This window comes from Brachybacterium huguangmaarense, from assembly GCF_025725725.1.
GTDB lineage: Bacteria > Actinomycetota > Actinomycetes > Actinomycetales > Dermabacteraceae > Brachybacterium > Brachybacterium huguangmaarense.
Genome location: NZ_CP107020.1, coordinates 2249244 through 2276170 on the forward strand (window position 1 = coordinate 2249244; position 26927 = coordinate 2276170).

General features: G+C 72.7%; 21 protein-coding genes. 10 read left to right on the forward strand and 11 right to left on the reverse strand.

The features are described from left to right. The first annotated feature begins 26 nt into the window (after positions 1-26). Positions 27-1781, forward strand: coding sequence for a PTS transporter subunit IIC (locus tag BRM3_RS10255; RefSeq protein WP_263593226.1), 1755 nt, complete (start codon positions 27-29; stop codon positions 1779-1781). Further along, on the forward strand, positions 1778-2473 hold the full coding sequence (locus BRM3_RS10260) for a sugar isomerase domain-containing protein (protein WP_263593227.1): 696 nt from the start codon (positions 1778-1780) through the stop codon (positions 2471-2473). Before BRM3_RS10255 ends, BRM3_RS10260 begins: the two co-directional genes overlap by 4 nt. On the opposite strand, the gene BRM3_RS10265 is transcribed toward BRM3_RS10260, so the two are convergent. The 4 genes from BRM3_RS10265 to BRM3_RS10280 form a co-directional block, all read right to left on the reverse strand. Beyond that, the gene (locus tag BRM3_RS10265; RefSeq protein ID WP_263593228.1) at positions 2424-3173 is read right to left on the reverse strand and encodes a GntR family transcriptional regulator; all 750 of its coding nucleotides are present in this window, start codon (positions 3171-3173) and stop codon (positions 2424-2426) included. The two genes, BRM3_RS10260 and BRM3_RS10265, sit on opposite strands and share 50 nt — an antisense overlap. A gap of 44 nt (positions 3174-3217) precedes the next feature. Beyond that, complete coding sequence (locus BRM3_RS10270) at positions 3218-5443, reverse strand: RecQ family ATP-dependent DNA helicase (RefSeq protein WP_263593229.1); 2226 nt, start codon at positions 5441-5443, stop codon at positions 3218-3220. A 437-nt stretch (positions 5444-5880) separates the two neighbouring features. Further along, positions 5881-6684 carry a rhomboid-like protein gene (locus BRM3_RS10275; RefSeq protein WP_263593230.1) on the reverse strand — a complete coding sequence of 268 codons (804 nt, stop codon included), beginning with the start codon at positions 6682-6684 and terminating at the stop codon, positions 5881-5883. A gap of 50 nt (positions 6685-6734) precedes the next feature. Then, positions 6735-6995 carry a hypothetical protein gene (locus tag BRM3_RS10280; RefSeq protein WP_263593231.1) on the reverse strand — a complete coding sequence of 87 codons (261 nt, stop codon included), beginning with the start codon at positions 6993-6995 and terminating at the stop codon, positions 6735-6737. A 78-nt stretch (positions 6996-7073) separates the two neighbouring features. On the opposite strand from BRM3_RS10280, the gene gatC reads away from it, so the two are divergent. From gatC to gatB, 3 genes are read left to right on the forward strand one after another with little or no spacing between them, the layout of a single operon-like run. After that, entirely contained in the window at positions 7074-7370 is a 297-nt protein-coding gene (gene gatC, locus BRM3_RS10285; protein ID WP_263593232.1) for an Asp-tRNA(Asn)/Glu-tRNA(Gln) amidotransferase subunit GatC, read from the forward strand. A gap of 2 nt (positions 7371-7372) precedes the next feature. Beyond that, the gene (gene gatA / locus BRM3_RS10290) at positions 7373-8887 is read left to right on the forward strand and encodes an Asp-tRNA(Asn)/Glu-tRNA(Gln) amidotransferase subunit GatA (RefSeq protein ID WP_263593233.1); all 1515 of its coding nucleotides are present in this window, start codon (positions 7373-7375) and stop codon (positions 8885-8887) included. Further along, a complete protein-coding gene (gene gatB / locus BRM3_RS10295) occupies positions 8884-10395 on the forward strand; it encodes an Asp-tRNA(Asn)/Glu-tRNA(Gln) amidotransferase subunit GatB (protein ID WP_263593234.1) in 1512 nt (503 codons plus the stop codon). Before gatA ends, gatB begins: the two co-directional genes overlap by 4 nt. A gap of 51 nt (positions 10396-10446) precedes the next feature. On the opposite strand, the gene BRM3_RS10300 is transcribed toward gatB, so the two are convergent. Genes BRM3_RS10300 through BRM3_RS10310 form a run of 3 tightly spaced genes read right to left on the reverse strand, consistent with a single transcriptional unit; the run spans position 10447 to position 13800 of the window. Beyond that, on the reverse strand, positions 10447-11286 hold the full coding sequence (locus BRM3_RS10300) for a transglutaminase family protein (protein ID WP_263593235.1): 840 nt from the start codon (positions 11284-11286) through the stop codon (positions 10447-10449). 4 nt (positions 11287-11290) lie between these two features. Further along, positions 11291-12211 carry an alpha-E domain-containing protein gene (locus tag BRM3_RS10305; RefSeq protein WP_263593236.1) on the reverse strand — a complete coding sequence of 307 codons (921 nt, stop codon included), beginning with the start codon at positions 12209-12211 and terminating at the stop codon, positions 11291-11293. Beyond that, positions 12205-13800 (reverse strand): circularly permuted type 2 ATP-grasp protein, encoded by a 1596-nt coding sequence (locus BRM3_RS10310; protein WP_263593237.1) that lies wholly within the window; start codon positions 13798-13800, stop codon positions 12205-12207. The genes BRM3_RS10305 and BRM3_RS10310 overlap by 7 nt, the downstream gene beginning before the upstream one ends. 190 nt (positions 13801-13990) lie before the next feature. On the opposite strand from BRM3_RS10310, the gene ilvD reads away from it, so the two are divergent. From ilvD to BRM3_RS10325, 3 genes are all read left to right on the forward strand, one after another. Further along, entirely contained in the window at positions 13991-15826 is a 1836-nt protein-coding gene (gene ilvD, locus BRM3_RS10315) for a dihydroxy-acid dehydratase (protein WP_263593238.1), read from the forward strand. A 136-nt stretch (positions 15827-15962) separates the two neighbouring features. Then, a complete protein-coding gene (locus BRM3_RS10320; RefSeq protein WP_263593239.1) occupies positions 15963-17219 on the forward strand; it encodes a glycosyltransferase in 1257 nt (418 codons plus the stop codon). A gap of 95 nt (positions 17220-17314) precedes the next feature. After that, positions 17315-18709: a glycosyltransferase family 39 protein gene (locus BRM3_RS10325; protein WP_263593240.1), complete on the forward strand. Its 1395-nt coding sequence runs from the start codon at positions 17315-17317 to the stop codon at positions 18707-18709. Here BRM3_RS10325 and BRM3_RS10330 read toward each other — a convergent pair. From BRM3_RS10330 to nirB, 4 genes are all read right to left on the reverse strand, one after another. Further along, the gene (locus BRM3_RS10330; protein WP_263593241.1) at positions 18632-19372 is read right to left on the reverse strand and encodes a hypothetical protein; all 741 of its coding nucleotides are present in this window, start codon (positions 19370-19372) and stop codon (positions 18632-18634) included. The genes BRM3_RS10325 and BRM3_RS10330 overlap by 78 nt on opposite strands. Before the next feature lie 85 nt (positions 19373-19457). Beyond that, positions 19458-21041: a uroporphyrinogen-III C-methyltransferase gene (cobA, locus tag BRM3_RS10335; protein WP_263593242.1), complete on the reverse strand. Its 1584-nt coding sequence runs from the start codon at positions 21039-21041 to the stop codon at positions 19458-19460. Then, complete coding sequence (locus BRM3_RS10340) at positions 21038-21445, reverse strand: nitrite reductase (NAD(P)H) small subunit (protein WP_263593243.1); 408 nt, start codon at positions 21443-21445, stop codon at positions 21038-21040. The genes cobA and BRM3_RS10340 overlap by 4 nt, the downstream gene beginning before the upstream one ends. A 48-nt stretch (positions 21446-21493) precedes the next feature. After that, complete coding sequence (gene nirB, locus BRM3_RS10345) at positions 21494-24178, reverse strand: nitrite reductase large subunit NirB (RefSeq protein WP_396126908.1); 2685 nt, start codon at positions 24176-24178, stop codon at positions 21494-21496. Between the two features lie 359 nt (positions 24179-24537). Between nirB and BRM3_RS10350 the strand changes: the two genes are divergently transcribed. Continuing rightward, entirely contained in the window at positions 24538-26295 is a 1758-nt protein-coding gene (locus BRM3_RS10350) for an acetolactate synthase large subunit (protein ID WP_263593244.1), read from the forward strand. Between the two features lie 3 nt (positions 26296-26298). Continuing rightward, entirely contained in the window at positions 26299-26844 is a 546-nt protein-coding gene (gene ilvN / locus BRM3_RS10355; protein WP_263593245.1) for an acetolactate synthase small subunit, read from the forward strand. The last annotated feature ends 83 nt before the right edge of the window (positions 26845-26927 follow it).

Genomic DNA, 26927 nt, shown 5'->3' on the forward strand with positions numbered 1-26927 from the left:
GAGCACGGGAGCTGAGGAGCATCGACATGAACACGTTCGAGGACGTCGTCCGGGTCATCACGGACAACCTGTTCTCGCAGGTCGCCATCCTGATCGGGATCATCGCCCTGATCGGCCTGGCCCTGCAGAGAGCGCCTGTCAACGAGGTGATCGCGGGCGCCCTGCGCGCCACGATCGGCGTCGTAGTGCTGAACATCGGCGTCGAGATCTTCACGGGCGGCCTGTCGAGCTTCCAGACCATCGTCTCGAGCTCGATGGGGCTCGAGGCGCCGAAGGCGACGTCCTCGCTCGCGGACTTCTCCGCCGGCCCCGGCTCGGTGGTGCCGCTCATCATCGCGGGCGGCTTCGTGGTGCACCTGATCCTCGTGCGCATCTTCCCCGCGGCACGCTTCGTGTACCTCACGGGCCACCTCATGTACTGGATGAGCGTCGTGATCGCGGCGAGCCTCGTCGAGGCCTTCACCGACGTCAACCGGTGGGTGCTCGCGGGCGTCGGCTCGATCCTGATCGGCTGCTACTGGGTGCTGCAGCCCCTGTGGACGGCCCCGCTCATGCGCAAGGTCATGGGCGACGACGAGGTGGGCCTGGGCCACACCGACTCCCTGATCGCGATCGGCGCCGGCTACGGCGCGCGGGCGCTGCGCCTGGGCGATCCGGTCGCCCACGACTCTGAGACCGTGAAGCTGCCCCGCGCCCTGTCGTTCTTCAAGGACATCAACGTCTCGACCGCGACCGTCATCGGCGTCATCATGCTGATCGCGGTGCTGTTCGCCGACCCGACCGTGGTCCACGAGCAGATGGGCGACTCCACCGTGCTCCCCGCGGTGTGGGCGATCCTGCAGGCGCTGCGCTTCGCGGCCGGCATCGCGATCCTGCTGTTCGGCGTGCGCATGTTCCTCGCCGAGATCGTGCCCGCCTTCCGCGGCCTGTCCGAGAAGGCGCTGCCGGGCACCAAGCCGGCCCTCGACCTGCCGGTCACCTTCACCAAGGCCCCCACCTCGGTCATGATCGGCTTCCTCACCTCGACGGTGGTCTTCCTGCTGCTCATGCTGCTGTTCTCGGCCACCGGCTGGTTCGTCCTGGTGCCGCCGATGATCATGCTGTTCTTCGGCGGCGGCGCGGGCGGCGTCTTCGGCAACGCGGTCGCGGGCTGGCGCGGCGCCGTCTTCGGCGGCGTGCTCAACGGCATCGTGCTGGGCTGCGGGCAGGCGATCGGCTGGTCGCTCTATGGCTCGACCGCGCCCGAGCTCGCGACCCTCGCCGACGCCGACTGGTACGCGGTGGGATGGATCCTGATCGGCCTCGGCTCGCTCGTCTCCGGACTGGGGGCCTGGGCGATCTGGACCCTGCCCGTGCTCGCGCTCGTCATCACGATCGTGGTGCTCGTGCTGCTGGGCCGCCGCACGGACCACGGCGCGGCCCGCGAGGCCCGCACGGCCTCGGCGACGACGGCGGCCGCACCGCCGCAGGCCCGGGCCTCGGCGACCCGCCCCGACCCGCTCTCGGTGCTCGCGGTCTGCGGCGCGGGCATGGGCTCGAGCCTGATCCTGCGCACCACCGCCGAGCGGGCGCTCGCCCAGCGCGGCATCTCCGCCCGCCTGAACCACACCGACATCGGCTCGGCCCGCTCCGAGCACCCCGACGTGGTGGTCGCCCAGGCCAGCTACCTCGAGGAGCTCGGCACGATCGCGCCGGTCATGGTCGCGGTCGACAACTTCGTCGACGTCGACCACGTCGGCAGCCGCATCGTGGAGGGCCTTGAGAAGGAGGGATGGGCATGATCGACGACCTGCTCGAACGGATGCGGCAGATGAGCGCCGCCAACGAGGAGCCGCTGCGACGCACCGCCGAGGCGATCGTCGCGACGGGACGCGCGGACGGCCTGGTGCGGCCGGCCGGGGCCGGCCACTCGCTCGTCGCGGTCATGGAGACGTTCTTCCGCGCGGGCGGCCTCGCCTTCGTGCGGCCCCTCTGGCACGAGCGCATCCTGCCGCTCGCGAGCGCCGGCGGCTCGACGAGCGCCGAGCGCGAGCCCGGCCTGGGCCGGGGCGTCGCGGAGGCCGCCGGCATCCGTCCCGAGGACACCGTGATCGTCTACTCGACCTCGGGCGTGAACCCCTACCCGGTCGAGATCGCGCAGGCGGCGCGGGCCGCGGGCGCCCAGGTGGTCGCGGTGACGTCGGTCGCGGCGAGCCGGCGCGCCCCGCTGCGCGCGGGTGTGCGCCTGATGGACGTCGTCGACGTCGTCATCGACACCCAGGTGCCGCCCGGCGACGTGACCTGGCCGCTCGCAGCCCCCGTCACGGCGCCCGTGTCGAGCCTCGCGAACACGTGCGTGTGGGCCGAGGTCCTGCGTCGCGTCCACGACCTCGCGCCCGAGGTGCCGTGCTGGCGCAGCGCCAACATCGAGGGCAACGACGAGCTCAACCGCGTTCTCGAAGAGCGCTTCGGCCCGCGGATCCCGGAGCTGTAGCCGGCAGGATGCTCGCGGCGAGCTCGAAGCGTCCGCCCGGGTAGGTCGAGACCGTGCGCTCGACGACCGTGCCGGCCGCGATCGAGACGCGCACGAACTCGAGCACGGCGGAGCCGGCGTCGACCCCGAGCAGCTCCGCGTCCTGGGCGCTGGCGAGCCCCGCGCGGATGCGCTGCTCGCCCGCGTCGAACCGCACCCCGAAGTCCCTCTCGAGCACGTCGTAGAGGGACACGGCGGCGAGGTCGCGGCGATGGATGCCGGGCGTGATGGTGGCGTTGAGGGCGGCCCGCTCGATCGCGATCGGACGCCCGTCGGCCAGGCGCACCCGGTCGATCCGGGCCACCGGATCGGCCGGGGAGATCCCGAAGACCTGGGCGAGCTCGGCCCCGGCCGTCTCCTCGCGCGCCGAGAGGACACGGCTGGACGGGGTCATGCCGCGGCTGCGGATGTCCTCGCTGAAGCTCGTCAGCCGCAGCGGCACGCTCACGGCCGGGCGCGAGACGAACGAGCCGCGGCCGACCTCGCGGCGCAGCAGACCGGCGCGCTCGAGCTCGTCGAGGGCGCGGCGCGCGGTCATCCGGGACACCCCCGACGACGCGGCGAGCGCGCGTTCGCTCGGCACCGCGTGGCCCACGGGCAGGGACTCGATCGTGTGCCGCAGGTCCTCGACCAGCGCGCGGTACTTCGGCAGCTCATCCACCCCCAGATCGTGCCATGCCCGCTCGCGGGCGGGCGCGAGCCCGCCTACCCCTCGAGCGCGAGGACGAGCGGCAGGACCGGTCCGGAGCCCGCGCGACGCAGCAGGCGCGCGGCGACGGTCATGGTCCACCGGGTCCCGATCTCGTCGTCGACCAGCAGGACCGGCGCGCCGTCGAGGGCTTCGAGGCCACGGGCGAGCTCGGGGCCCACCGCGAAGCGCTCCCACAGGTCGGCGACGCGGAAGGCGCTGTTGCCGCCCGGTCGCAGCGGCCCCGATCCCGGCGCGAGGTCGAGCGTCCCGAGGTCCTCGAGGCGGCCGACGGCGGCGATGCCGTGCGCCATCGACGCGACGAGCCCCGGCCTCGTGACCGAGGGGACCGCGACGACCGCCCGGGGGCGTTCGGCCCAGTCCCATTGCGCGAGCACCTCGACGATCCGGCGGCCGAGGTCGGACGGCACGGTCCCGTCGACCCGGTTCCCCTCGGCGTCGGTCGCGAGCAGCTCCCGGAGCCGCTGGCCCCAGCCCAGGTCCGACAGGCGGGCGAGCGCCCGCCCGCTCTCGGCCCGCTCGCCCTCGGGGATGCGTCCCCGCGGGGTCCTGCCGCCCTCGTCGACGACGTGCAGACGGTCGAGCCCCTGCGGCCACTGGGCACGCGGCTCGACGGGCACCCCGACCCGCGCGAGCAGCCGGTCGACCTCGTCGACGCTCCCGCCCTGCTCGTCGGCTCCCCGGCCGAGGCCGCCCGCGGCAGGGAACCAGGGGCCCGTGCACAGGTCGCAGCGCCCGCACGGCTCGGCCGTCGTGTCGTCGAGCTGGCGGGCGAGGAAGACCATCCGACAGCCGGGGTCGTCGTGGGGGCCCAGGTGCTCGTAGGCCAGCATCGCCTCCTGCTCCTCGCGGCGCGTGCGGGCGACGTTCGCGTAGCGCTCGGCGTCGTAGGACCAGGCGGCCCCCGTGGACACCCAGCCGCCGCGGACCGCCTCGACGGCGCCGTCGACCGCGAGCACCTTCAGCAGCAGCTCGAGCGCCGAGCGCTTGACGTCCACCCGCGCCTCGAGGGCAGGGGTGGACAGCGGCGCGGCGGACGCCTCGAGAGCCCCCAGCACGGCCCGGGCGCTCTGCTCGCTCGGCATCGACGCGGTCGCGAAGTACTCCCAGATGCGGCGGTCCTCGTGGCCGGGCAGCAGCAGCACGTCGGCGCTCGCGGTCGCACGCCCGGCACGCCCCACCTGCTGGTAGTAGGCGACGGGCGAGCTCGGCGCACCCAGGTGGATGACGAAGCCGAGGTCGGGCTTGTCGAACCCCATGCCCAGCGCGCTCGTCGCCGCGAGCGCCTTGACCTCGTTGTCCTTGAGCGCCTGCTCGAGCTCCGCGCGCTCCTCGGCGTCGGTGCGCCCCGTGTAGGCGCGCACCCGCCGGCCGGGCCGGTCCAGCAGCTGGGCCAGGTCCTCGGCCGCCGAGACGGTCAGGGTGTAGATGATGCCCGAGCCCTCGAACGCGTCGAGCCGCGCCACGAGGTACTCCAGGCGCGCCCGGTCGTCCGGCAGGGCGAGGCAGCCGAGCCGCAGGGAGTCGCGCGTGAGCGGACCGCGCAGGGTGAGCACGTCCTCGCCGCCGTGGCCGAGCTGCTCGGCGACGTCGTCCACCACGCGGCCGTTGGCGGTCGCGGTCGTCGCGAGCACCGGCACCCCCGCGGGCAGCGACGCGACGAGGTCGCGCAGTCGCCGGTAGTCGGGCCGGAAGTCGTGGCCCCAGTCCGAGATGCAGTGGGCCTCGTCGATCACGAGCAGCCCGCAGCGCTCGATCAGCCGCGGCAGCTGCTCGTCGCGGAAGCGCGGGTTGACGAGACGTTCGGGGGAGACGAGCAGGACGTCGACGCTGTCCTCCGCGAGCCGGCGCTCGATCTCGCCCCACTGGGTCGGGTTGGCCGAGTTGATGGCCTCGGCCCGCACGCCCGCCCGGGCCGCCGCCGCGACCTGGTCGCGCATGAGGGCCAGCAGAGGGGAGACGATCAGGGCCGGGCCCGAGCCGCGCCGCCGCTGCAGCAGGGCGGCGAGGAAGTAGACGGCGGACTTGCCCCACCCGGTGCGCTGGACCACGAGAGCGCGCCGATGCCCGGCGACGAGCGCCTCGATCGCCTCGAGCTGACCCGCGTGGAAGCGGGCGTCGGCCCGGCCGGTGAGGTCCTTCAGGGCGGCGAGGGCCTCGTCCTCGAGGCCCGGGCCGACGAGATCCGGGTCGACGGCGGTGGGGGAGGTCGGTGTCGTCATGTCCTCAGTGTTCCATCGGCCCCCGACAGGCGAGGAGGCGAGCACGGCGGTGGGGGACGAGGGCGGCGTGGGGAGGGGCCGCCCGACGTGCCGGACACATCGAGATCGCGGTCGTCATCTCCCCCCCCCACGACCGCTGTGCAGACGTCGATGCCCACGGGCCCCCGGGCTCAGCTCACACCAGCATCGACAGGCACGAAGACGTCGATAAGCCGCGCTCTGGCGACGCGAACGTGCACCTCGATCCAGGGACACGACGGCAACGTGCACCTCGGCGACGGAGACCAGCGCCAGTCCCCATCGACTACTGCAAGGGGGTCGCCGTCCACGCCCCCTGACGACCAGAACGCAGGTGTCGATCCCAGATGACGACCAGAACGCAGACGTCGATCTCGCATGACGACCGAACACGGCGATCTGGATGTCCGCGGCCCCCGTCAGGTCCGCTCGCCGGGCCGTCCGCGGTCCGGGCCGTCGGCGCTGCGCCTCCGCCACAGGTCGAGCAGGCTGCGCCCTGCGCCGCGGCGTGAGCGGACCCTCTCGTGGTGCGTGATCGGGTACAGGGCGAGGCCCACGAGCACCGCCAGGGCGTGCCCGCGCGCGGTGAACCCCGTGCCCTCGACGGCGCCGTAGACGACGACCGCGGCGAGCACCGCCCCCAGCAGGATCCGGCTGCCGCCGCGCACGCGATAGACCATGAGCGCCGCGAGGGTCATGAACCCATAGCTCGCGCCCGTGTCCTGGACGTTCCACAGGGTGTCCGGGGCGTGGAGGTAGCGCACGTGCACCCAGACGTCGACGGCCGCGCCCGCGGTCGCGAGCACGTGGCCGGTCGCGAACGCCGCGATCGTGCGCGCCGAGCCCAGCCAGCGCTCCGCGGGCGCGAGCAGCGCCGCGAACAGGGCGAACCACACGACCAGCTCGGCCTTGGTCACGAAGAAGGCGCTGCGCACGAGCACGCGCACCGGCTCGCTCGACAGGTGTCGCAGGTTGGTCGACTGCGCCCGCAGGAACGCCGCCCGCGCGTCCTCGGGCATGCCCAGCAGCACCCAGGTCGTCACGACCAGGATCGCGAGGTACACGAACGTCGCCGGGGCGCTCGCGACGTACCACCGCACGGTGCCGCCGTGACGCCTCCAGGCGCGCGCGAGCGGCGCCGTCAGCTTCCAGTCGTTGGCGAGCGAGAGGGCCGCGAGCACGCCGATCCCCACGGTGGCGGCGGGCAGGAGATGGCGCAGCATGGCGGCATCGTAGGCGCGGCGGCGGCGCTCAGCCGTCCGCGGTCACCGTGTCACTCGCCCGAGGGCTCCTCGGGGGTCTGCTCGACGGAGTCGGGCAGACCGGCGCGGCCGGCCTCCCACTCCGCGTTCTTGCCGGCCTTGAGGCGGTCGGAGGTCGACTCGCCGTCCCGCAGCGGGTTCTCCTTGGTGGCGAGCGCCTCCCGCATGCGCTGCTCGAGCTTCTGGGCCTCGCGGATGCGCGGGTCGTCCGACGGCTCGTCGCGGTCCTCGGGGTCGTGCGCGTGGTAGTCGATGGTCGGGTCGACGGACATGGCGGCTCCTTGGTCGGGTCCCTCGCGGGCGCAGCGGTGACCGGGGTCACAGCATACCGGGGCCCTACAATCGGAGGCATGCCAGCGATCGGACGAGAAGACGTCGCACGCCTCGCCGACCTCGCGCGGATCCAGCTCACCGATGACGAGATCACCCGGTTCGCCGGGGAGTTCGACGCCATCATGGACGCTGTCGCCTCCGTGTCCGAGGTCGCCGACGACGATGTGCCCGCCACCAGCCACCCCATGCCCATGACCAACGTGTTCCGCGCCGACGAGGTCACCGAGACCCTCACCCAGGAGCAGGCGCTCTCGGGCGCCCCCGACGCCGAGGACGGCCGCTTCGCGGTCCCGCAGATCCTGGGGGAGGAGTGACCATGGCACCCGCACACGACACCATCCGCCTGTCCGCCGCCGCGATGGCCGCGGCGCTCGCCGCCGGCGAGGTCTCCTCCGAGGACCTCACGCGCGCGCACCTGGCCCGCATCGCCGATGTCGACGGCGACCTGAACGCCTTCCTGCACGTCAGCGAGGACGACGCGCTCACGACCGCACGCCAGGTCGACGCCCGCCGCGCCGCTGGGGAGGATCTCCCGGCCCTCGCCGGCGTGCCCGTCGCCGTCAAGGACGTCGTGGTCACCGAGGGCATGCCGACGACCGCCGGCTCGCGCATCCTCGAGGGCTGGGTGCCCCCGTACGACGCGACGCTCGTGACCAAGCTGCGCGAGGCCGGCCTGCCGATCCTCGGCAAGACCAACATGGACGAGTTCGCGATGGGCTCGTCGACCGAGACGAGCGCGTACGGGCCCACCCGCAACCCGTGGGACCGCGACCGGATCCCCGGCGGCTCGGGCGGCGGCAGCGCCGCCGCGGTCGCGGCGTTCGAGGCCCCGCTCGCGATCGGCACCGACACGGGCGGCTCGATCCGCCAGCCCGGTGCCGTGACCGGCACCGTCGGCGTCAAGCCCACGTACGGCTCCATCTCGCGCTACGGCCTCATCGCCATGGCGAGCTCGCTCGACCAGGCCGGCCCCGTGACCCGCACCGTCGAGGACGCCGCCCTCCTGCACGAGCTCATCGCGGGGCACGACCCGCGGGACTCCACGTCGCTCACCGGCGGCTTCGGCTCGTTCCTCGACGCCGCCCGGTCCCGGGACGTCGCGGGCCTGCGCGTGGGCGTCATCGAGGAGCTCGAGGGCGAGGGCTTCGCCCCCGAGGTCCGCGCCCGCTTCACCGAGTCCCTCGCGGCCCTCGAGCGCGCCGGCGCCGAGATCGTGCGCGTCTCGTGCCCGAACTTCCGGTACGCCCTCGGCGCCTACTACCTGATCATGCCGTCGGAGGCGTCGAGCAACCTCGCCAAGTTCGACGGCATGCGCTACGGCCTGCGGGTGGTCCCCGAGGACCATCCGACCGCCGAGTCCGTCATGAAGGCCACGCGCGGCCAGGGCTTCGGCGCGGAGGTCAAGCGCCGCATCCTGCTGGGCACCTACGCCCTCTCGGCCGGCTACTACGACGCCTACTACGGCAGCGCCCAGAAGGTGCGCACGCTCGTCCAGCGCGACTTCGCGAGCGCGTTCGAGAAGGCCGACGTGCTCGCTTCGCCGACCTCTCCGACCGTCGCCTTCCGCCTCGGCGAGAAGACGGACGACCCGATGGCGATGTACCTCAACGACATCGCCACCATCCCCGCCAACCTCGCCGGCACGCCGGGCATCTCGGTCCCCTCGGGCCTGGCCGAGGACGGTCTGCCCGCCGGCATCCAGTTCCTCGCCCCCGCGCTCGCCGACGACCGTCTGTACCGCGTGGGCGGCGCCCTCGAGGCGCTGCTCGAGGACTCCTGGGGCGGTCCGCTGCTGGCCCAGGCCCCCGACCTGAAGGGAGCGTCGCTGTGAGCGCCGCCGACACCCTCGTCGACTACGAGGACGCGACCGACCGCTACGACCCGGTGCTCGGCATCGAGGTCCACGTCGAGCTCGGCACCGTGACCAAGATGTTCGACGGAGCGCCGAACATCTTCGCCGCCGAGCCCAACACCGCGATCACGCCGGTCTCGCTGGGCCTGCCCGGCACCCTCCCGGTCGTCAACGGCCGCGCGGTCGAGTACGCGATCCGGATCGGGCTGGCCCTGAACTGCCGGATCGCCGAGTCCTGCCGCTTCGCGCGCAAGCAGTACTTCTACCCGGACCTGACCAAGAACTTCCAGACCTCGCAGTACGACGAGCCGATCGCCTTCGACGGTCATCTTGACGTCGAGCTCGGGGACGGGGAGATCTTCCGCGTCGAGATCGAGCGCGCGCACATGGAGGAGGACGCCGGCAAGAACACGCACATCGGCGGCGCCACGGGCCGCATCCACGGCGCGACCCACTCCCTCGTCGACTACAACAGGGCCGGCGTGCCGCTCGTGGAGATCGTGACGCGCCCGATCACGGGCGCCGGCAAGCGGGCCCCCGAGGTCGCCGCCGCGTACGTGCGGACCCTGCGCGACATCTTCCGGGCGCTCGACGTCTCCGAGGCGCGCATGGAGCGCGGCAACGTGCGGGCCGACGTCAACGTCTCGCTGCGCGAGAGCCCCGACGCCCCGCTCGGCGTGCGCTCGGAGACCAAGAACGTCAACTCCTTCCGCTCGATCGAGAAGACCGTGCGCTACGAGATCTCGCGGCACGCCGGGATCCTCGACGCGGGCGGCACGGTGATCCAGGAGACCCGCCACTTCCACGAGGAGGACGGCTCGACGAGCTCGGGCCGCGTCAAGTCCGACGCCGAGGACTACCGGTACTTCCCCGAGCCCGACCTGGTGCCGATCGCGCCGAGCCGCGAGTGGGTCGAGGAGATCCGTGCGGCGCTGCCCGAGCTGCCGAGCGCCCGCCGGCGCCGGCTGCTCGCATCGTGGGGCTTCACCGAGCTCGAGATGCGCGACGTCATCAACGCCGGCGCGCTCGACGCGATCGAGCTGACGGTCGCCGCGGGCGCCTCGGCCCAGAGCGCGCGCAAGTGGTGGATGGGCGAGCTCGCCCGTGTCGCGCGCGAGCAGGAGACCGAGCTCGAGGCCCTCGCGGTCACGCCCGCGCAGGTCGCCGAGCTGCAGGGCCTCATCGACGGCAAGCAGATCAACGACAAGATCGCGCGTCAGGTGCTCGCCCGGGTGCTCGAGGGCGCGGGCGACCCGGCGGCGATCGTCGAAGCCGAGGGGCTCGCGGTCGTCTCCGACGACTCCGTGCTCACCGACGCCGTGAACCAGGCGATCGCCGACAACCCGGGCGTCGTCGAGAAGATCCGCGGCGGCAAGGTGCAGGCGATCGGCGCTCTCATCGGCCCGATCATGAAGGCCACGCGCGGTCAGGCCGACGCGGGCCGCGTGCGCGAGATCATCATGGAGACCCTCGGCGTCCAGCCCTGACCGGGCGGTCTCCGACCGGGCGATGACCCGGCCGCGCCGACCGGACGGCGGTCAGCGCAGCCGGGTCATCTCGACCTCGACGAACATGTCCGAGCTCGCATCGCCCATGAACATGCCCTGCAGCGGGGCGACGTCGGCGTACTCGCGGCCGACGCCGACCTGCACGTGCAGCTCGCCCGGCACGGTCGCGTTCGTCGGGTCGTAGCCGTGCCAGGTGCCGTCGAACCACTGCACCCAGGCATGGGACTCCCCGACCACGGGCTCGCCGAGCGGCGCCCGGCGGTCCGGCATGATGTAGCCCGAGACATAGCGCGCCGGGATGCCCACGTGACGCAGGGCCCCGATCATGACGTGCGCGAGGTCCTGGCACACGCCCTTGCCGGCCGCCCAGCTGCGCGCCGCGGTCGACGTGACGTCGGTCGAGCCCGACTCGTACGTCATCGCGTCGTGGACCATCTCGCCCACCTCGAGGCCGCACGCGTCGACGGTGGCCGCCCCTCGCGCGATCTGCTCGACGCGCTCGACCAGGTCGGGCGCGGGATCGACCATGCGCGAGCAGCTCAGGTACTCGTTCCAGCGGTCGGAGAAGGCCGCCGCCTCGGCGATCGTCATGTCGCTGCCCTGCGGCGCGGGGCGCGTGACGTCCAGGCTCGTGTCCACGCGCACGGTCATCCGGTCGTGCGCCTGGTGCAGCTCGAAGGCCGTGACCTGGGTGCCCCAGTAGTCGATGTACCCGTAGGACCACGGGTGCGGGGTGATCGCGATCGTGCGCTCGCGGATCAGCTGCTCCTCGGAGTACTGGGGCGCCATCCGGATCGCGTTGAAGGAGTCGGTCACCTCGCCCGAGTACCGGTAGCCGGTGGTGTGGACGATGCGCAGGGTGGTCGTCATCGGGTCACCTCTCGCGCCACTGGGAGATCAGGGCGCCCTCGAAGTAGCGGCTGGTCAGGGCCTGGGTCGCGCGGCGGCACACGTCCTGGAGCCGGGAGGTGACGCCGGCGAGGTCCGCCATCGCGTCGCCCGGCTCGAGGTACTCGACCGTCGCGCTCGCGCGTCCCAGCAGGCGCTGCGCGCCGTCCTCGAAGCCGGTGCGCAGCGGGTTGGGGTCCAGCGCCGCGAGCTCGTCGCGGGCCTCGGTGAGGCAGTGCACGACCGAGCGCGGGAACAGGCGGTCGCGCAGCAGGAAGTCGGTGGCGGCCGCGACCGTGTCGTCCCGGCCCCGGGTCGTGACGAAGGCCTGCTGGGCGCTGCAGGCCCGCAGCAGCAGCTGGTGGGACGTGGCCCGCGGGGGCACCGCGGTGGTCGCCGAGAGGATGCGCGCCGTCATGTCGACGCGCTCGATGTTGCGCCCGGCGACGAGGAAGTGCCACGCCTGGTCGCGGGTCATGGTCTCGTCGAGGGTGCCGATGATCATGGCGCAGAAGTCGTGCACGTCGCGGCACGCGAGCGCGGGCCGCAGGGCGGCCAGGCGGCCCGACCCCACCCGGTGGTAGGACCGGTTGATGACCTCCCAGGTCGACACCGAGAGCACCTCCCGTGCGCGCCGCGCGGACTCCCGGCAGTTGGTGAGCGAGGCGACCATCGACAGCGACGAGGCGGGGTCCAGGCCCAGCACCGACCAGACCTCCTCGGGCGAGGGATCGGCCGACAGGCCCGCGCCGAGCGCACGGCACAGCTCGATCCCGAAGGGATGGGCGCCGCCGCTGGCCCGGTCGGCCCCGAGGTCGAGGTTGACCTCGAGGACCCGGGCCACGCCCGAGGCCCGCTCGACGTAGCGCCCGATCCAGAACAGCGACTCCGCGATCCTGCTCAGCATGTCCGTGCCTCCTCGCCGACCGTCGCGCAGCTCTGCTGCTGCTGTTGCTGCTGCTGCTGGGCGCCCGCGCTGTCCACCTCGGAGATCTCGGGGGCGACGACGTCGACCTCGTGGAGGACCACCGTCTCCTCGTCCTCGGGCGTCCGCTCCCGGCCCGGTGCGCGCAGCACCCAGGTGTCCTTCGAGGCGCCGCCCTGGGAGGAGTTGACGATGTACTGGCCCTCGCCGCGCGCGACCCGCGTGAGGCCGCCCGGCAGGACCCACATACCCTGGCCGTCGTTGAGCACGAAGGGGCGCAGGTCCACGTGACGCGGCCGCAGCCGCCCGTCGACCACGGTGGGCACCGTGGAGAGCTGGACGAGGGGCTGGGCGATGTAGCCGCGCGGGTCGGCGAGCACCTTCTGGCGCGCCTGCTCGAGCTCCTCGGCGTCGCACTGGGGGCCGATCACGATGCCCTTGCCGCCCGACCCGTCGACGGGCTTGATGACGAGCTCGGCGAAGCGGTCCATCGCCTCCTCGCGCTGGCCGGGGTCCTCGAGGCGCCACGTGTCGACGTTGGGGATGATCGGCTCCTCGCCCAGGTAGTAGCGCACGAGGTCCGGCACGTAGGAGTAGACGAGCTTGTCGTCGGCCACCCCGTTGCCGATCGCGTTGGCGATCGTGACGGTGCCGTTGGCCTGGGCGGAGACGAGGCCCGCGCAGCCCAGCATCGAGTCGTGGCGGAAGTGCACGGGGTCGAGGTACTCGTCGTCGACGCGGCGGTAGATCACGTCGACCACCTGGAGGCCGCCCGTGTCCCGGAGGTAGACGCGGCCCTGGCGCGCCACGAGGTCGCGGCCCTCGACGAGGGGGACGCCCATCGTGCGGGCCAGCAGGGAGTGCTCGAAGTAGGCGGAGTTGAACACCCCGGGGCTCATCACGACGACGTGCGGGTCGGTCACGCCGGGCGGCGCGCACGCCGCGAGCGCGGCCCGCAGCCGGGCGGGATAGTCGTCGACCGGTGCCATCGGGTAGCGGCGCACCGCCTCGGGCAGGGCCGCGGTGATCGCCTGGCGGTTGGTGAGCACGTAGGAGACGCCCGAGGGGATGCGCACGTTGTCCTCGAGCACGCGCATCGTGCCCTCGCCGTCGCGCACGAGGTCGATGCCCGCGATGTGGATGCGCACGCCGCCGGGCGGCTCGAAGCCCGCGACCGCGCGCACGAAGTGTCGGGAGGTGGTGATGAGCGCGCGCGGCACGACGCCGTCGTCGAAGACCTGCCCGGCGCCGTACACGTCGGCCAGGAAGCGCTCGAGCACGGCGACCCGCTGGGTCAGCCCCGCCTCGAGGCGGCTCCACGGCTCGGCCTGGATCAGGCGCGGCACGATGTCGACGGGGAAGGGCTCCTCGCGTCCGGAGAAGTCGAAGGTGACGCCGGTGTCGAGGTAGCGCGTGCCGAGGTAGGCGTTGCGCGCCGTCAGCTCGTCGCCGCCGAGGCGGTCGAAGACGTCGGTCAGCGCGCCGTACTGCGGGCGCACCCCCTCGGGGCCGATCATCTCGTCGTACGCGCCGCTCACGGCCGGCGGGTAGTGGGCCAGGAGGTCGTCCATGGGCGGAACTGTCCGGGATCGGGCCCCTCGCCGCCAGCCGCGCCCGGGCCCGTGTCCGAATCGAGACCTGGCGCGCCCGGCGGTGATACGACCCGGCAGCGGAGCGGCGCGTCTGCACCGGCCGGGTGACGACCCCCACTGTCCGGATCGTGGGCGGTCCGTCTCGGCATCCGGCGCGTAGAATCCGTGCATGCCCCCACTGCGCTCACGAACCTCGACCCATGGCCGCAACATGGCCGGCGCCCGCGCCCTGTGGCGTGCGACCGGCATGGAGAAGTCCGACTTCGGCAAGCCGATCGTCGCCATCGCGAACTCCTACACGCAGTTCGTGCCCGGCCACGTTCACCTCAAGAACCTCGGCGACCTCGTCGCCGGGGCGATCAAGGAGGCCGGCGGGGTCTCCAAGGAGTTCAACACGATCGCCGTGGACGACGGCATCGCGATGGGCCACGGCGGCATGCTGTACTCGCTGCCCAGCCGTGACGTGATCGCCGACAGCGTCGAGTACATGGTCAACGCGCACTGCGCCGACGCCCTCGTGTGCATCTCCAACTGCGACAAGATCACGCCCGGCATGCTCATGGCCGCGATGCGCCTGAACATCCCCACCGTCTTCGTCTCGGGCGGCCCGATGGAGTCCGGCGCGCCCGTCGAGGGCGTGGTCGACCACCGCCTGGACCTCGTCGACGCGATCTCCCTGTCGGCGGACGACAGCATCACCGACGTCCAGCTCGCCGAGATCGAGGAGAACGCGTGCCCCACGTGCGGCTCCTGCTCGGGCATGTTCACCGCCAACTCGATGAACTGCCTGACCGAGGCGCTCGGCCTCTCCCTGCCGGGCAACGGCACCACGCTCGCCACCCATGCCTTCCGCAAGGAGCTGTTCCTGCGGGCCGGCCGCACGGTCGTGGACCTGGCCGCGCGCTACTACGGCGACGACGACGAGTCGGTGCTGCCGCGCAGCATCGCCACCAAGGCCGCCTTCACCAACGCCATGAGCCTCGACGTCGCGATGGGCGGCTCGACCAATACGGTGCTGCACATCCTCGCGGCCGCGATCGAGGGCGGCATCGACTTCGGCCTCGACGACATCGACCGTCTCTCGCGCTCCGTGCCGTGCCTGTCGAAGGTGGCGCCCAACTCGATGAAGTACCACATCGAGGACGTGCACCGGGCCGGCGGCATCCCCGCCATCCTGGGCGAGCTCGACCGGGGCGGCCTGCTCGACCACTCGGTCCACGCCGTGCACTCGCCGGACCTGCACTCGTGGCTCGCGGACTGGGACGTGCGCGGCGGGAGCGCCACGAAGGAGGCCGAGGCCTTCTTCCACGCGGCCCCCGGCCGCCAGCGCACGACGCACGCCTTCTCCCAGACCAGTCTCTACGAGGAGCTCGACACCGACGCCGAGGGCGGCGCCATCCGCGCCGTCCCGCACGCCTACACCAAGGACGGCGGGCTGTGCGTGCTCAAGGGCAACCTCGCCGAGGACGGCGCCGTCATCAAGACGGCCGGCATCACCGAGGACCTGTTCCACTTCGAGGGCCGCGCCGTCGTGTGCGACTCCCAGGAGGAGGCCGTCCAGAAGATCCTCGACAAGACCGTCAAGGAGGGCCACATCGTGGTCATCCGCTACGAGGGTCCCCAGGGCGGGCCGGGCATGCAGGAGATGCTCTACCCGACCTCGTTCCTCAAGGGCCGCGGGCTCGGCAAGGCGTGCGCGCTCATCACCGACGGCCGCTTCTCGGGCGGCACCTCGGGCGTCTCGATCGGGCACATCTCGCCCGAGGCCGCCGAGGGCGGCCTGATCGGCCTCATCGAGGACGACGACAGGATCGTCCTCGACGTCGACCAGCGCCTGCTCCAGCTCGACGTGCCCGACGAGGAGATCGAGCGTCGGCGGGCCGCGAAGGGCCCGCTGCCGTGGCGCCCCGAGCACCGTGAGCGTCAGGTGTCACAAGCGCTCAAGGTGTACGCGCACCTCGTGCGGTCGGCCACCTACGGGGCGACCCGCCGCCCGCTCGACTGACGGTCGCTCTCACCGTCGGCAGCGCTGCCGCCGTCGCCGCGTCCGCCGTGACCGGCGGGGCGCCCCGATAGGGTGGTGCGATGCGCAGGGCGACTCGACGGCGATCACGATCGGGTCGGTCCGTGCGGGGTGGCCGATGAGAGTCGTGCTCGCGGCGGTGGGAAGCCGAGGAGATGTCGCCCCGTTCGGAGCCCTGGCGGCTCGGCTGCAGGAGACCGGCCATGACGCGCACCTGGTGACGCATGCGACGCTCGCGGCGTGCGTGCCCCGCGGTGTGCCTCTCGTCCCCGTGGACAGCGACCCGCAGCGGCTTCTCGCCGGTCCCGCCGCCGAGGCCCTGCGGCGTGGCGACCTCCGTGCCGTGAACCGAACGCGCGGCGAGTTCGCCGACTTCCTCTCGTCCTTCTTCGAGCCGACCTCCGATGCCCTCGAGGACGCGGACGTCCTCGTCGCCTCGACCTTCGCGCTCGCCCCGGTCGATGCCGCCCTGTCCCGACGAGTGCCCGTGATCCGTGCCCACATGTGGCCGGAGAACAGGAGCCTGGGGGGCCCCATGCCTCTGCTCCCGTTCAGCTGGCTGCTCCCCAGCCCCCTCCGACGAGGGATGCGCGGCGCGCTGCGCAGGGTCGAGAGGTACTTCGGCGGTTTCGACGGAGGGTGGACGAGGGGCCGGCTGCGCCTGCACCCCCACCATCCCGTCGGTCTCTCGACCGCCACGCACGGCACTCTCCTGGCCGTCAGCCCCGCGGTCCTGCCGGCCTCGCGCATCGAGGGGTGCGCGACCGGATGGTGGTGGCCGGAGTCGGTGACGTCGCCGAGCTCCGGCCTCGGGCCCGTGTCGACCACCACCTCGCCCTGGGTCTCGATGACCTTCGGGTCGATGCCTCAGGACGATCTCGAGCGCGTGCTGACCGTCGTGTCGTGGGCAGCCGAGCGCGTCGGCGTCCGCGCCCTCGTCCAGCTGGCGGGAGCGGAGGGGTTCGACGACGGCACCGTCCTCGGCATCGGCGAGGAGCCTCACGCCGCGCTCTTCGCCCGCGTCGATCTCGCCGTCCACCACGGAGGCTCGGGAACGACCGGTGCGGTGGCGCGGGCGGGGATCCCCTCGGTGGTCGTCCCTCACCTCGCCGACCAGTTCTACTGGGGCCATCGCCTCCGCACGGTCGGCGTCGCTCCGCCCATGCTCCCGCGCGGCATGCTGACCGGTGAACGCCTGGCGCGCAGGATCGAGACCGGGCTGAGGCCGGAGATGCGCCGACGCGCCGCCGAGCTGGGACGGCGGGTGCGGTCGGAGGACGGAACCGGCGAGGCCGTGCGCGTCCTCGTCGACGCCGTCGAGCGGCCGGAACGACGCACCGGGGGCCCGCGGTCGACGCGTGGACGAAGCGGGTGACCACGCCCGCGCCGTCCGGCCCGGAGCGTACGGCCGGCGGCGGGAGAGTTCTCGGAGCGATCCGGCGCCGTGCCGGGCGGCTCCCCGCTGGTACGGTGGCCGCTCTCACCGTCCTTGCCGTCCTGCTCGTGCTGGGGGATCGGTACGGCCCGCACGGCGACGAGCTCTACTTCCGCATGCTTCCCCTCGCATGGTGGTACGAGGACCAGCCCCCGCTGACGGTGTGGCTCACCCATCTCATGACGACGATCGACGACGCCCTGTGGGTCCAGCGTGCACCCGCCGCCTGTACCGCCGCCGCCGGGGCCCTGCTCGCGGCCCGGTTCCCGTCCGTGCTGGGGTACGGCCGACGGGTCCAGACCGTCGCGGCGTGGGCTCATGCCACGACGGTCTATCCGCTGATCATGGGACACGTCTTCCTCACCGGCACCCTCGACCTGCTGGCATGGCAGGCGGTCGTGCTGATGGTGGTCCTCGCTGATCGCGGGGATCGGCGCGGACTGGTCTGGGCCGGGGTCATCGCTGGTGCGGCATGCTGGAACAAGCTCCTGATCCTCCCGCTCGTCGGCGCGCTGGCCCTCTCGCTCCTGGTCGTTCGACGGGACCTGCTGTTCTCGCGCCAGGCCGCGCTCGGCGCCGCTCTCGCCGTCGTGATCGGGGCTCCCCAGGTGATGGCGCAGGCGCTCCACGGGTGGCCCATGCGGCAGGTCTCCGGGGACCTCATCGCCCTGCACGGGACGCTGAACCGTGCCCTGGTCCTCCCGCTGCTGGTGGCCTTCGTCGGGCCGCCGCTCGTGGGGGTCTGGGGACGCGGCCTGGCCTGGTCGGCGCACGACGGATCCCGCGTGGGCATGCTCCTGCCCGCGGGCGTGGTCCTCGTGCTGTGGAACCTCGTCGCTCCGGCCCAGCCCTACTACGCCGTCGGCCTGTTCCTGACCGCCCTGTCCCTGGGGTGGGGGCCGATCAGCCGCACGACCTCGCTCGCGTGGAGGCGGGCTCCCGCCGTCCTCGCCGCGAACGCGGCGATCGCGGCGGTCCTGGCGCTGCCGGTGCTCCCGGTGCCCTCGCCCGTGTACGCGGCCGTCTCCGCGATCAACCCGGTGGCCCGCGACCAGGTCGACTGGCCGGCGTACGTCGCCCAGGTCGACCGAGCGCGCGCGAGCCCCGAGTCCGCCGTGGTCACCGACAGCTATGCGCTGGCCGGAGCCGTCGACTTCTACCGTCCGCCGTCGGGGGCCGGCGGCATCGACGTCGCCTCGGGGCACAACGCCCTGTGGCAGATGGGACCTCCGGCCGCCGGCGAGGTGCTGCTGGTCGGTGACCGAGCGGTCGCGCAGCGCGACCACTTCGCGTCCTGCACCGACGCGGGCGCTCTCACGCGGGGAGCGAGCGATCCCTTCGGGGTCGCGGGCTCACCGATGGTCAGCTGCTCCGGTCCGCGGGGCGGCTGGGCGGCGGTGTGGCCGAGCTTGCGTCATCTCGGCGGCTGAGCCGTCGCAGCGTCGAGGTGCAGGCGCCGCGCGGAGCAGCGTGCACGCCTCGAGCAGAAGCGCGAGGAACAGCGCGACCAGCGAGACCATCTCCGCCGCGCCATGGAAGCGGGCCTGGGGGAGCAGATGCGCGGAGGTGCACACGAGCGCCACCGTCCCGAGCGCCCCGCGGACGGCGGGCGCCGCCACGGCGCCGGGGGAACGCGACCCGGTCCGGGGCAGATCGGCCCGCCGGACCTCGCACACCGCGCTGACCACGAGGAGCGCCGAGGCGACCGGCAGGGCGAGGACCGCGCCGGCCATGTGCAGCCCGTGCGCCGTGTCGGAGGGGGAGAGGCCCAGCAGGACCAGGCCGAGCCCCGCACTCAGAACGGCACCCCGCGGGGCGGGGTGCCGTGCGGCTCGCAGTGCCGTGGCCGCGCCCACGAGCGACAGGCCCGACCCGAGCAGTCCCGCGTTGAAGGCCGCGGCACGAGGCGAGCAGATCCATCTGCCGTCGGCCGTGAAGCAGCCGCGGGCTCCGAGATCGCTGATCATGGTGAGCGGCCACGCGTACTGGACACCCGGGGCCGCCAGCGCCCAGAGCGAGGCCCCCGCGAAGATCACGAGGGCGACCAGGAGGAGCGCCGCCCCGGTGCGGCGCGTGAGCTCCTGCGTGTTCACCGTCCGTGCTCCCTCTGCTCCGTGTGCGCCCCACGGTCTCATGGCGCGGACGGCCGCCGGATGTCCGCCGCCGTCGGCGCCGTGCTCAGGCGCCGACGGCAGAGGCGAAACGCTCGGCGACGATGTCCGCGATGAGCGGGTGGTCGCCGAGCGGCTCGGCGACCAGATCCGCCCCGGCATCGGCCAGGACACGCTGGAAATATCCCGGCACGAGCAGATAGCTGGCCACCACGACGCGGCGGCCCGGGTCCTGCTCGCGCAGCGCCGCGACGGCGGCACCCACGCTCGGCTCGGCGGCCGCGACGAAGCCGAGGGCCACGGGGCGCCCGAGCCGCGCGGCGAGCAGCTCGCGCATGCGCGCCGCCATCTCCTGCCCCGCGCGGTCGCGCGTGCCCGCGACCGCCATCACGACCGCGTCGTGCTCGCCGAGCCCGCACTCCTCGAGACGCTCGGCCATGACGTCGGCCAGGCGGGGGTCGGGGCCCAGGGGAGGGGCGGCGAGCGCCGCATGACCCTCGACGGCGTGCGCGATGTCCCAGGCCACGTGGTAGCCCGTCGACAGCAGCAGCGGCACGACCACCGCGTCGGGAGCGTTCTCGGGGCGCGTGCGTCGATCGTCCGCCGAGCGCGCGGCGACCGCGTCGACCACCGTGGCGACATCAGGGTCCTGCACGTCGACGTACGCCTCGCGGACGGCGGTCGAGCCCAGCTGGTGCTGGACCCGCGTCAGGATCGCGCGGATCACGTCACGGCCTGCACGGCTCCGGGTGCCGTGCGCGCAGCCGATGAGCACGGGCGCGCCGTCGTGCGCGGGAACGGGCCTCGGCGCGCCGTCGGGGAGCGCCTCGCGGCCCGACCCGTGGATCTCGCCGGCCGGCTCGGGCGGGGAGAGGAAGCCCTCTGCCGCGGTGCGCCCCACCACGATGACCGAGGGGAAGCCGATGCCCTCGTCCGCCACGACCCGCTCGATCGTGCCGATCGTGCCGCGCACCGCGCGCTGCTGCGGCGTGGTCGCGCTCTGCACGACCGCGACGGGGGTCGCCGGATCGATGCCGTTGAGCAGCACCTGCGACACGAGGCGCGGGAGCCACTCGACGCCCATCATGAGCACGGTCGTGGTGCCCGGGTCCCGCAGCGCCGCGAGGTCCGCGGGCCCCAGGTCGCCGTGGGCGTTGACGACGTGGAGCGCCACAGCGGCGCCGCGGTGGGTCACGGGGACGTCGGCGGCCGCGGGTCCGGCGATCGAGGAGGTCACTCCGGGCACCACCTGCACGGGCACGCCCGCGGCGCGGCACGCGAGGACCTCCTCACCGCCGCGGCCCAGCACGAACGGATCGCCGCCCTTGAGACGCACGACCCGCTTGCCGGCGTGCGCCTGCTCGACGAGTACCCGTTCGATGTCGGCCTGGCGCATCGAACGGCCGCCGGGGGTCTTGCCCACGCCGATCACCTCGACGCCCGCGCCGAGCAGCTCGACGAGACCCGCGGGCCCGAGCCGGTCGACCACGACGACGTCGGCCTGGCGCAGCAGCGCGAGGCCGCGGACCGTCAGCAGGTCGAAGGCCCCGGGGCCGCCGCCGACGAGGGCGACGGACCCCGGCTCGAGCCGCACGGGGGAGAGCGCCTCGACCGCGAGCGGGTCGTCTCGCCCGTCCTCGACGTCCGTCATCGGGCGTCGGCGCGCGGCCGCGGCGAGGACGCGACGAACAGCACCCCGTCGCGCACCTCCGCGTCGAACACGTCGATCTGCTTCTTCTCGCCGCCACCGGCGTCGATCACCTCGCCGGTGTCCAGGTTCCACACCTGCTTGTACATGGGCGAGGCGATCGTGGGGACGACGACGGACTCCTCGGGTGTCCCGCCCGGCACGACGTGCGTGCCGACGAGGCCGCGGGACAGGATGTTGGCTCCCGAGTACGGGTCGTGCTGCTGGATCGCGTGCACGCTCCCGTCGTCCAGCAGGAACACGCCGATCTGCGTGTCGTCGGGCAGCAGCGCCGCAGCGCCGCGCTCGACGCTCAGGGCCGCGAGGGGGCAGATCTCGATCATCGACCGATCAGTCAGGGCATTCATGGCTCGTCGTCTCTCGTCTCGTGGGGCTCGTGGGGGTGGCGCCGCCGGTCACGGCTGCTGGGCGAACGCGGGGACCGGGTCCTCGTGCTCGTCGCCGTGCTCGCGCGCCTCGAGGAGCGAGCCGTACGTGACGAAGTCCTCGGCGGTCGCCGGGCGGGCCTGTCCGCGCTCGGGGACGTAGCGCAGCTCGTCGTCGGTCTCGCGCGGGGCGTTGACGAACGAGACGAACTTCGCCGCGCGCTCCGGGTCGTTCACGGCCTCCGCCCACTCGTCCACGTACGAGTCGACGTGGCGCTGCATGGACTCCTCGAGCTGCTCGCCGATGCCGAGCGTGTCGTCGACGATCACGCGCCGCAGCTCCTCGATGCCGCCCCGGTACTCCTCGACCCAGCGCGCGGTGCGCTGGAGCTTGTCGGCCTCGCGGACGTAGAGCATGAGGAAGCGGTCGATGCAGCGCCGCAGGGTCGCGTCGTCGAGGTCCTCGGCGAGCAGCTTGCCGTGCGCGGGCTGGGCACCGCCGTTGCCGCCGACGTACAGGTTCCAGCCGCGGTTGGTCGCGATCACGCCGACGTCCTTGGCCTGGGCCTCCGCGCACTCGCGGGCGCACCCCGACACCGAGATCTTGATCTTGTGAGGCGAGCGCAGACCGCGGTAGCGCTTCTCGAGGTTCACCGCCATCGTGGTCGAGTCCTGCACGCCGAAGCGGCACCAGTTGGTGCCCAGGCACGCCTTGACCATGCGCAGCGACTTGCCGTACGCGTGTCCGGACTGGAAGCCCGCGTCCACGAGGCGCTTCCAGATCTCCGGGAGCTGCTCGAGGCGCGCGCCGAACAGGCCGACGCGCTGGGCGCCGTTGAGCTTGACGTACAGACCGTAGTCCTGGGCGACCTGCGCGATGACCATGAGGCCCTCGGGCGTGACCTCGCCGGCGGGCATCGCGGGGATCACCGAGTAGGTGCCGTCCCGCTGGATGTTCGCCATCACGAAGTCGTTGGTGTCCTGCAGGGAGCCGAGCTGGCGGCCCACCGGGTTGTGGCGGCGCCCGGTGATCGCGCCGAGCGTCGAGAGGATCGACGCGACCGTCGGGCGGCACACCGCGCAGCCGCGACCGGTGCCGAAGGCAGTGACGACCTCCGTGAAGGTCTCCTGGCCGCCCTCCTCGACGAGCTTGAACAGCTCGGCGCGGGACTGCGCGAAATGCTCGCACAGGGCATGGGAGACGGTGATGCCGCTCTTCTCGAGCTCCTGGTTGAGGATCTTGGTGAGGGTCGGCACGCACGAGCCGCACACCGTCCCCGCCTTCGTGCACTCCTTGATCGCGCCCACGGTGTGGCACTCGTGCTCGGTGACGGCATTGCGGATCGTGCCCGCGTCGACGTTGTTGCACGAGCACACCACGGCGTCGTCGGGCAGCGCGGTGTCGGCCATCGCGGTGCCCTCGGGGGCGATCACGGCCGAAGGGTCGGCGCCGAGCTCGCGGCCGATCAGCGGGCGCAGCTGGGAGTACAGCTCGATGTCGCCCACGAACACGCCGCCCAGCAGGCGCTTGGCGTCGTCGGACATGACGAGCTTGCGGTACTTGCGGTTGACGGGGTCGACGAACGAGACCTCGAGCGCGTCGGGGCTCACGGCGTTGACGTCCCCGAAGGCGGCGGCATCGACGCCCACGCCCTTGAGCTTGGTGCCGTCGTCGGCGCGGTGATGCGTGCGGTCGCCGCCCAGGAAGCGGTCGACGACGACGTCGGCCATGTCGTTGCCGGGGGCGATCAGACCCGCGCACACGCCGTTGAAGGACGCGCACTCGCCGATGGCCCAGATCGCGGGGTCGGAGGTCTGGCAGGTGTCGCCGACGATCACGCCGCCGCGCTCGCCGATCGCGAGGCCGGCCTCGCGGGCCACGCGGTCGCGCGGGCGGATTCCGGTCGAGAAGACCACGACGTCCACGGGCAGCTCGGTCTCGTCGGAGAGGTACGCGGTGCCCATCGCGCCGTCGCCCGCGGGCGTGAAGCGGGTGGCGCCCACCCCGGTGCGCGCGTGGATCCCGAGATCCTCGATGAGCAGGCGCAGCATCTCGCCGCCGCCCTGGTCGAGCTGGACGCTCATGAGGCGGTCGGCGAACTCGACCACGGTGGTGTCGACGTCCATGTTCTTCAGGGCCGCGGCGGCCTCGAGGCCGAGCACGCCGCCGCCGACGACCATGCCCCGCAGGGGGCGTCCCAGGGCCGCGCCACGGGTGGCGACCCACTCGGCCAGGCGCTCGACGTCCTCGACGGTGCGGTAGCTGAACGAACCGGGCAGGTCCTTGCCCTCGGCGCGCGGCGCCCAGGCCCACGAGCCGGTCGCAAGCACGAGCCGGTCGTAGCGGTGCACGGTGCCTGACGCGGTCGTCACGGTCTGCGCGGCACGGTCGACGGCCTCGACCTTGTCGCCCGCGACGAGCGTGATCCGCGGGTCGTCCCACACGGAGGGGTCGAGCGCGAGCATGCTCGCGTCGTGGCGCGTGAACCAGTTGGACAGGTGCACGCGGTCATACGGCTGCTCGGGCTCCTCCCCGATCACGGTGAGGCGCCAGGAGCCGTCGGGGTCCTGGGCGCGCAGCCGGGCGGCGAAACGGTGCCCGGTCATGCCGCCGCCGGCGACGAGGATGCGGGCGTCGGTCAGGTCGGGCGCGGGCGTCGCGGAGCTGATGAGAGGCGACGCGTCGACGGGCGCGGTGGTGTCGGGGGAGCTCATGGGGCGATCACGAACCTTCGGGTGTGGGGGCGAACCTGCTCTGTGAGCCTAGGAGAGAGACACCGTTTCACGCAGGACCTTCGGTCCGAACGGGCCTGTCGTCCCCTCGCCGCCGCCCGCGTCGCGCGGGACGGGATGCCGTCCCGCATCGTGGACATGGTGGGAGCGGGGCGGGGGGGTCGCTAACATGACCGGCATGCAGATGATCCTCCTCGTAGTTACCGAGCGCGGCTGACGCCCGTTCGTCCCTACGAGACGTCTTCCGCGCACCCCTCGAGAGCCCTCCGGCCGAGGGGTTTTTTCGTGCCCGCTCTCGATCGACACACCGACCTCCCGACCCGACGACCCCAGGAGTTCCGATGGCCGCACCACGCGTCACCGGCGCACAGTCGCTGATCCAATCCCTCGAGCATGCCGGGGCGGACGTCGTCTTCGGCCTTCCCGGCGGGGCGATCCTCCCCACCTACGACCCGCTCATGGACGCCCAGCACCTGCGGCACATCCTCGTGCGCCACGAGCAGGGGGCGGGCCACGCCGCGAGCGGCTACGCGCATGCGACCGGCAAGGTCGGCGTGTGCATGGCGACCTCCGGCCCGGGCGCGACGAACCTGATCACCGCGATCGCGGACGCCCAGATGGACTCGATCCCGATGGTCGCGATCACGGGCCAGGTCGGCTCCTCCTTCATCGGCACCGACGCCTTCCAGGAGGCGGACATCGTCGGGATGACGATGCCGGTGACCAAGCACAACTTCCTGGTGACCGACCCGGCGCAGATCCCGCGCACGATCAAGCAGGCCTTCCACATCGCCTCGACCGGCCGTCCCGGCGCCGTCCTCGTGGACGTCACCAAGGACGCCCAGCAGGCCGAGACGACGTTCGAGTGGCCCGAGGGGCTGGACCTGCCGGGCTACCGTCCCGCGCCGCGTCCGCACCACAAGCAGGTGCGCGAGGCCGTGAACCTGTTGGTCCACGCCAAGCGGCCCGTCTTCCTGATCGGCGGCGGCGTGATCCGCGGCGGCGCCTCGCGCGAGGTGCGCCAGCTCGTCGACCTCTCGGGCGCGCCCTTCGTGACCACCCTGATGGCCCGCGGCGCGCTGCCGGACTCCCATCCCGCGCAGCTGGGCATGCCCGGCATGCACGGCTCGGTCGCGGCGGTCTCGGCCCTCCAGCGCGCCGATCTCATCATCGCGATCGGCGCCCGCTTCGACGACCGCGTGACGGGTCGCCTCGACTCCTTCGCGCCGAACGCGACCGTGGTCCACGCGGACGTCGACCCCGCCGAGATCTCCAAGAATCGCGAGGCGGACGTGCCGATCGTGGGCGAGGCCCGGGACATCGCGACCGCGCTGACCGTCGAGCTGCGCGAGCGTCTGGCCGAGCACGACGAGCGCGACTACGAGTCGTGGTGGGCCACGCTCGACAACCTCCGGACCACCTATCCGATGGGCTGGACCGAGACCGCCGACGGCCACACCGCCCCGCAGAAGGTGATCCAGCGCCTCGGCCAGATCTCCGGACCGGAGTCGATCTTCGTCTCGGGCGTGGGCCAGCACCAGATGTGGTCGGCCCAGTTCATCGGCTACGAGCACCCCAACACCTGGATCAACTCCGGAGGGCTGGGCACGATGGGCTACTCGGTGCCCGCCGCGATGGGCGCGAAGGTCGGCATGCCCGACCGCACCGTGTGGGCCATCGACGGCGACGGCTGCTTCCAGATGACCAACCAGGAGCTCGCGACCTGCGTCATCAACGAGATCCCGATCAAGGTCGCGATCATCAACAACTCGAGCCTGGGCATGGTCCGCCAGTGGCAGAACCTGTTCTACGACCAGCGCTACTCCCACACCGACCTCAACACCGGTCACGGGACGCGCCGCATCCCCGACTTCGTCAAGCTCGCCGACGCCTACGGCTGCGCCGGACTGCGCTGCGAGCGCGACGAGGACATCGACGCGACGATCGAGAAGGCGATGCAGATCGACGACCGCCCCGTGGTCGTGGACTTCACCGTGAGCGCCGACGCGATGGTGTGGCCGATGGTGCCCGCCGGCGTCTCCAACGACGAGATCCAGATCGCCCAGGGCATGACGCCCGAGTGGGAGAGGGACATCTGAGCCATGCAGAACGCGAGCACCACCACCAAGTCCATGCTTCCCAACACCCACACCCTCTCGGTGCTGGTCGAGAACAAGCCCGGCGTGCTGACCCGCGTCGCGGCGCTGTTCGCACGGCGCGGGTACAACATCTCCTCCCTCGCCGTGGGCCCCACCGAGCACCCCGAGATCTCCCGCATCACCGTCGCGGTCGACGTCGACGAGCAGCCGCTCGAGCAGATCACCAAGCAGCTCAACAAGCTCGTCAACGTCCTCAAGATCGTCCAGCTCGAGCCGCGCCAGACCGTCGTGCGCGAGCTCGTGCTGGTCAAGGTCAAGGCCGACAGCTCCACGCGCACCTCCGTGCTGGAGATCGTCCAGATGTTCCGCGCCAAGGTGGTCGACGCCTCCTCCGACGCGGTGACCATCGAGGCCACCGGCGCCGAGGACAAGCTGCGCGCCCTGCTGGGCATGCTCGAGCCCTTCGGCATCCGGGAGATCGTCAAGTCGGGAGCCGTCGCCATCTCGCGCGGAGGCCGGTCGATCACCGACCGCACGCTGCTGTCCTGACGGCTCCCACCCCGAGAGTCGTCCCACTATTCGGGCGCGCCTCTCAGAACGCAAGACGGTGGCGGGCTACCATGAGTCCGTCA

What these genes read in the sequence shown, in the direction of transcription:
- ilvD (WP_263593238.1), top strand. Translation starts at nt 13,991, where the DNA reads ATGCCCCCACTGCGCTCACGAACCTCGACCCATGGCCGCAACATGGCC.
- cobA (WP_263593242.1), bottom strand. Translation starts at nt 21,041, where the DNA reads ATGACGGACGTCGAGGACGGGCGAGACGACCCGCTCGCGGTCGAGGCG.
- BRM3_RS10275 (WP_263593230.1), bottom strand. Translation starts at nt 6,684, where the DNA reads ATGCTGCGCCATCTCCTGCCCGCCGCCACCGTGGGGATCGGCGTGCTC.
- BRM3_RS10310 (WP_263593237.1), bottom strand. Translation starts at nt 13,800, where the DNA reads ATGGACGACCTCCTGGCCCACTACCCGCCGGCCGTGAGCGGCGCGTAC.
- BRM3_RS10320 (WP_263593239.1), top strand. Translation starts at nt 15,963, where the DNA reads ATGAGAGTCGTGCTCGCGGCGGTGGGAAGCCGAGGAGATGTCGCCCCG.
- gatA (WP_263593233.1), top strand. Translation starts at nt 7,373, where the DNA reads ATGGCACCCGCACACGACACCATCCGCCTGTCCGCCGCCGCGATGGCC.
- BRM3_RS10260 (WP_263593227.1), top strand. Translation starts at nt 1,778, where the DNA reads ATGATCGACGACCTGCTCGAACGGATGCGGCAGATGAGCGCCGCCAAC.
- BRM3_RS10305 (WP_263593236.1), bottom strand. Translation starts at nt 12,211, where the DNA reads ATGCTGAGCAGGATCGCGGAGTCGCTGTTCTGGATCGGGCGCTACGTC.
- nirB (WP_396126908.1), bottom strand. Translation starts at nt 24,178, where the DNA reads ATGAGCTCCCCCGACACCACCGCGCCCGTCGACGCGTCGCCTCTCATC.
- BRM3_RS10300 (WP_263593235.1), bottom strand. Translation starts at nt 11,286, where the DNA reads ATGACGACCACCCTGCGCATCGTCCACACCACCGGCTACCGGTACTCG.
- BRM3_RS10255 (WP_263593226.1), top strand. Translation starts at nt 27, where the DNA reads ATGAACACGTTCGAGGACGTCGTCCGGGTCATCACGGACAACCTGTTC.
- BRM3_RS10270 (WP_263593229.1), bottom strand. Translation starts at nt 5,443, where the DNA reads ATGACGACACCGACCTCCCCCACCGCCGTCGACCCGGATCTCGTCGGC.
- gatC (WP_263593232.1), top strand. Translation starts at nt 7,074, where the DNA reads ATGCCAGCGATCGGACGAGAAGACGTCGCACGCCTCGCCGACCTCGCG.
- BRM3_RS10350 (WP_263593244.1), top strand. Translation starts at nt 24,538, where the DNA reads ATGGCCGCACCACGCGTCACCGGCGCACAGTCGCTGATCCAATCCCTC.
- BRM3_RS10280 (WP_263593231.1), bottom strand. Translation starts at nt 6,995, where the DNA reads ATGTCCGTCGACCCGACCATCGACTACCACGCGCACGACCCCGAGGAC.
- ilvN (WP_263593245.1), top strand. Translation starts at nt 26,299, where the DNA reads ATGCAGAACGCGAGCACCACCACCAAGTCCATGCTTCCCAACACCCAC.
- BRM3_RS10340 (WP_263593243.1), bottom strand. Translation starts at nt 21,445, where the DNA reads ATGAATGCCCTGACTGATCGGTCGATGATCGAGATCTGCCCCCTCGCG.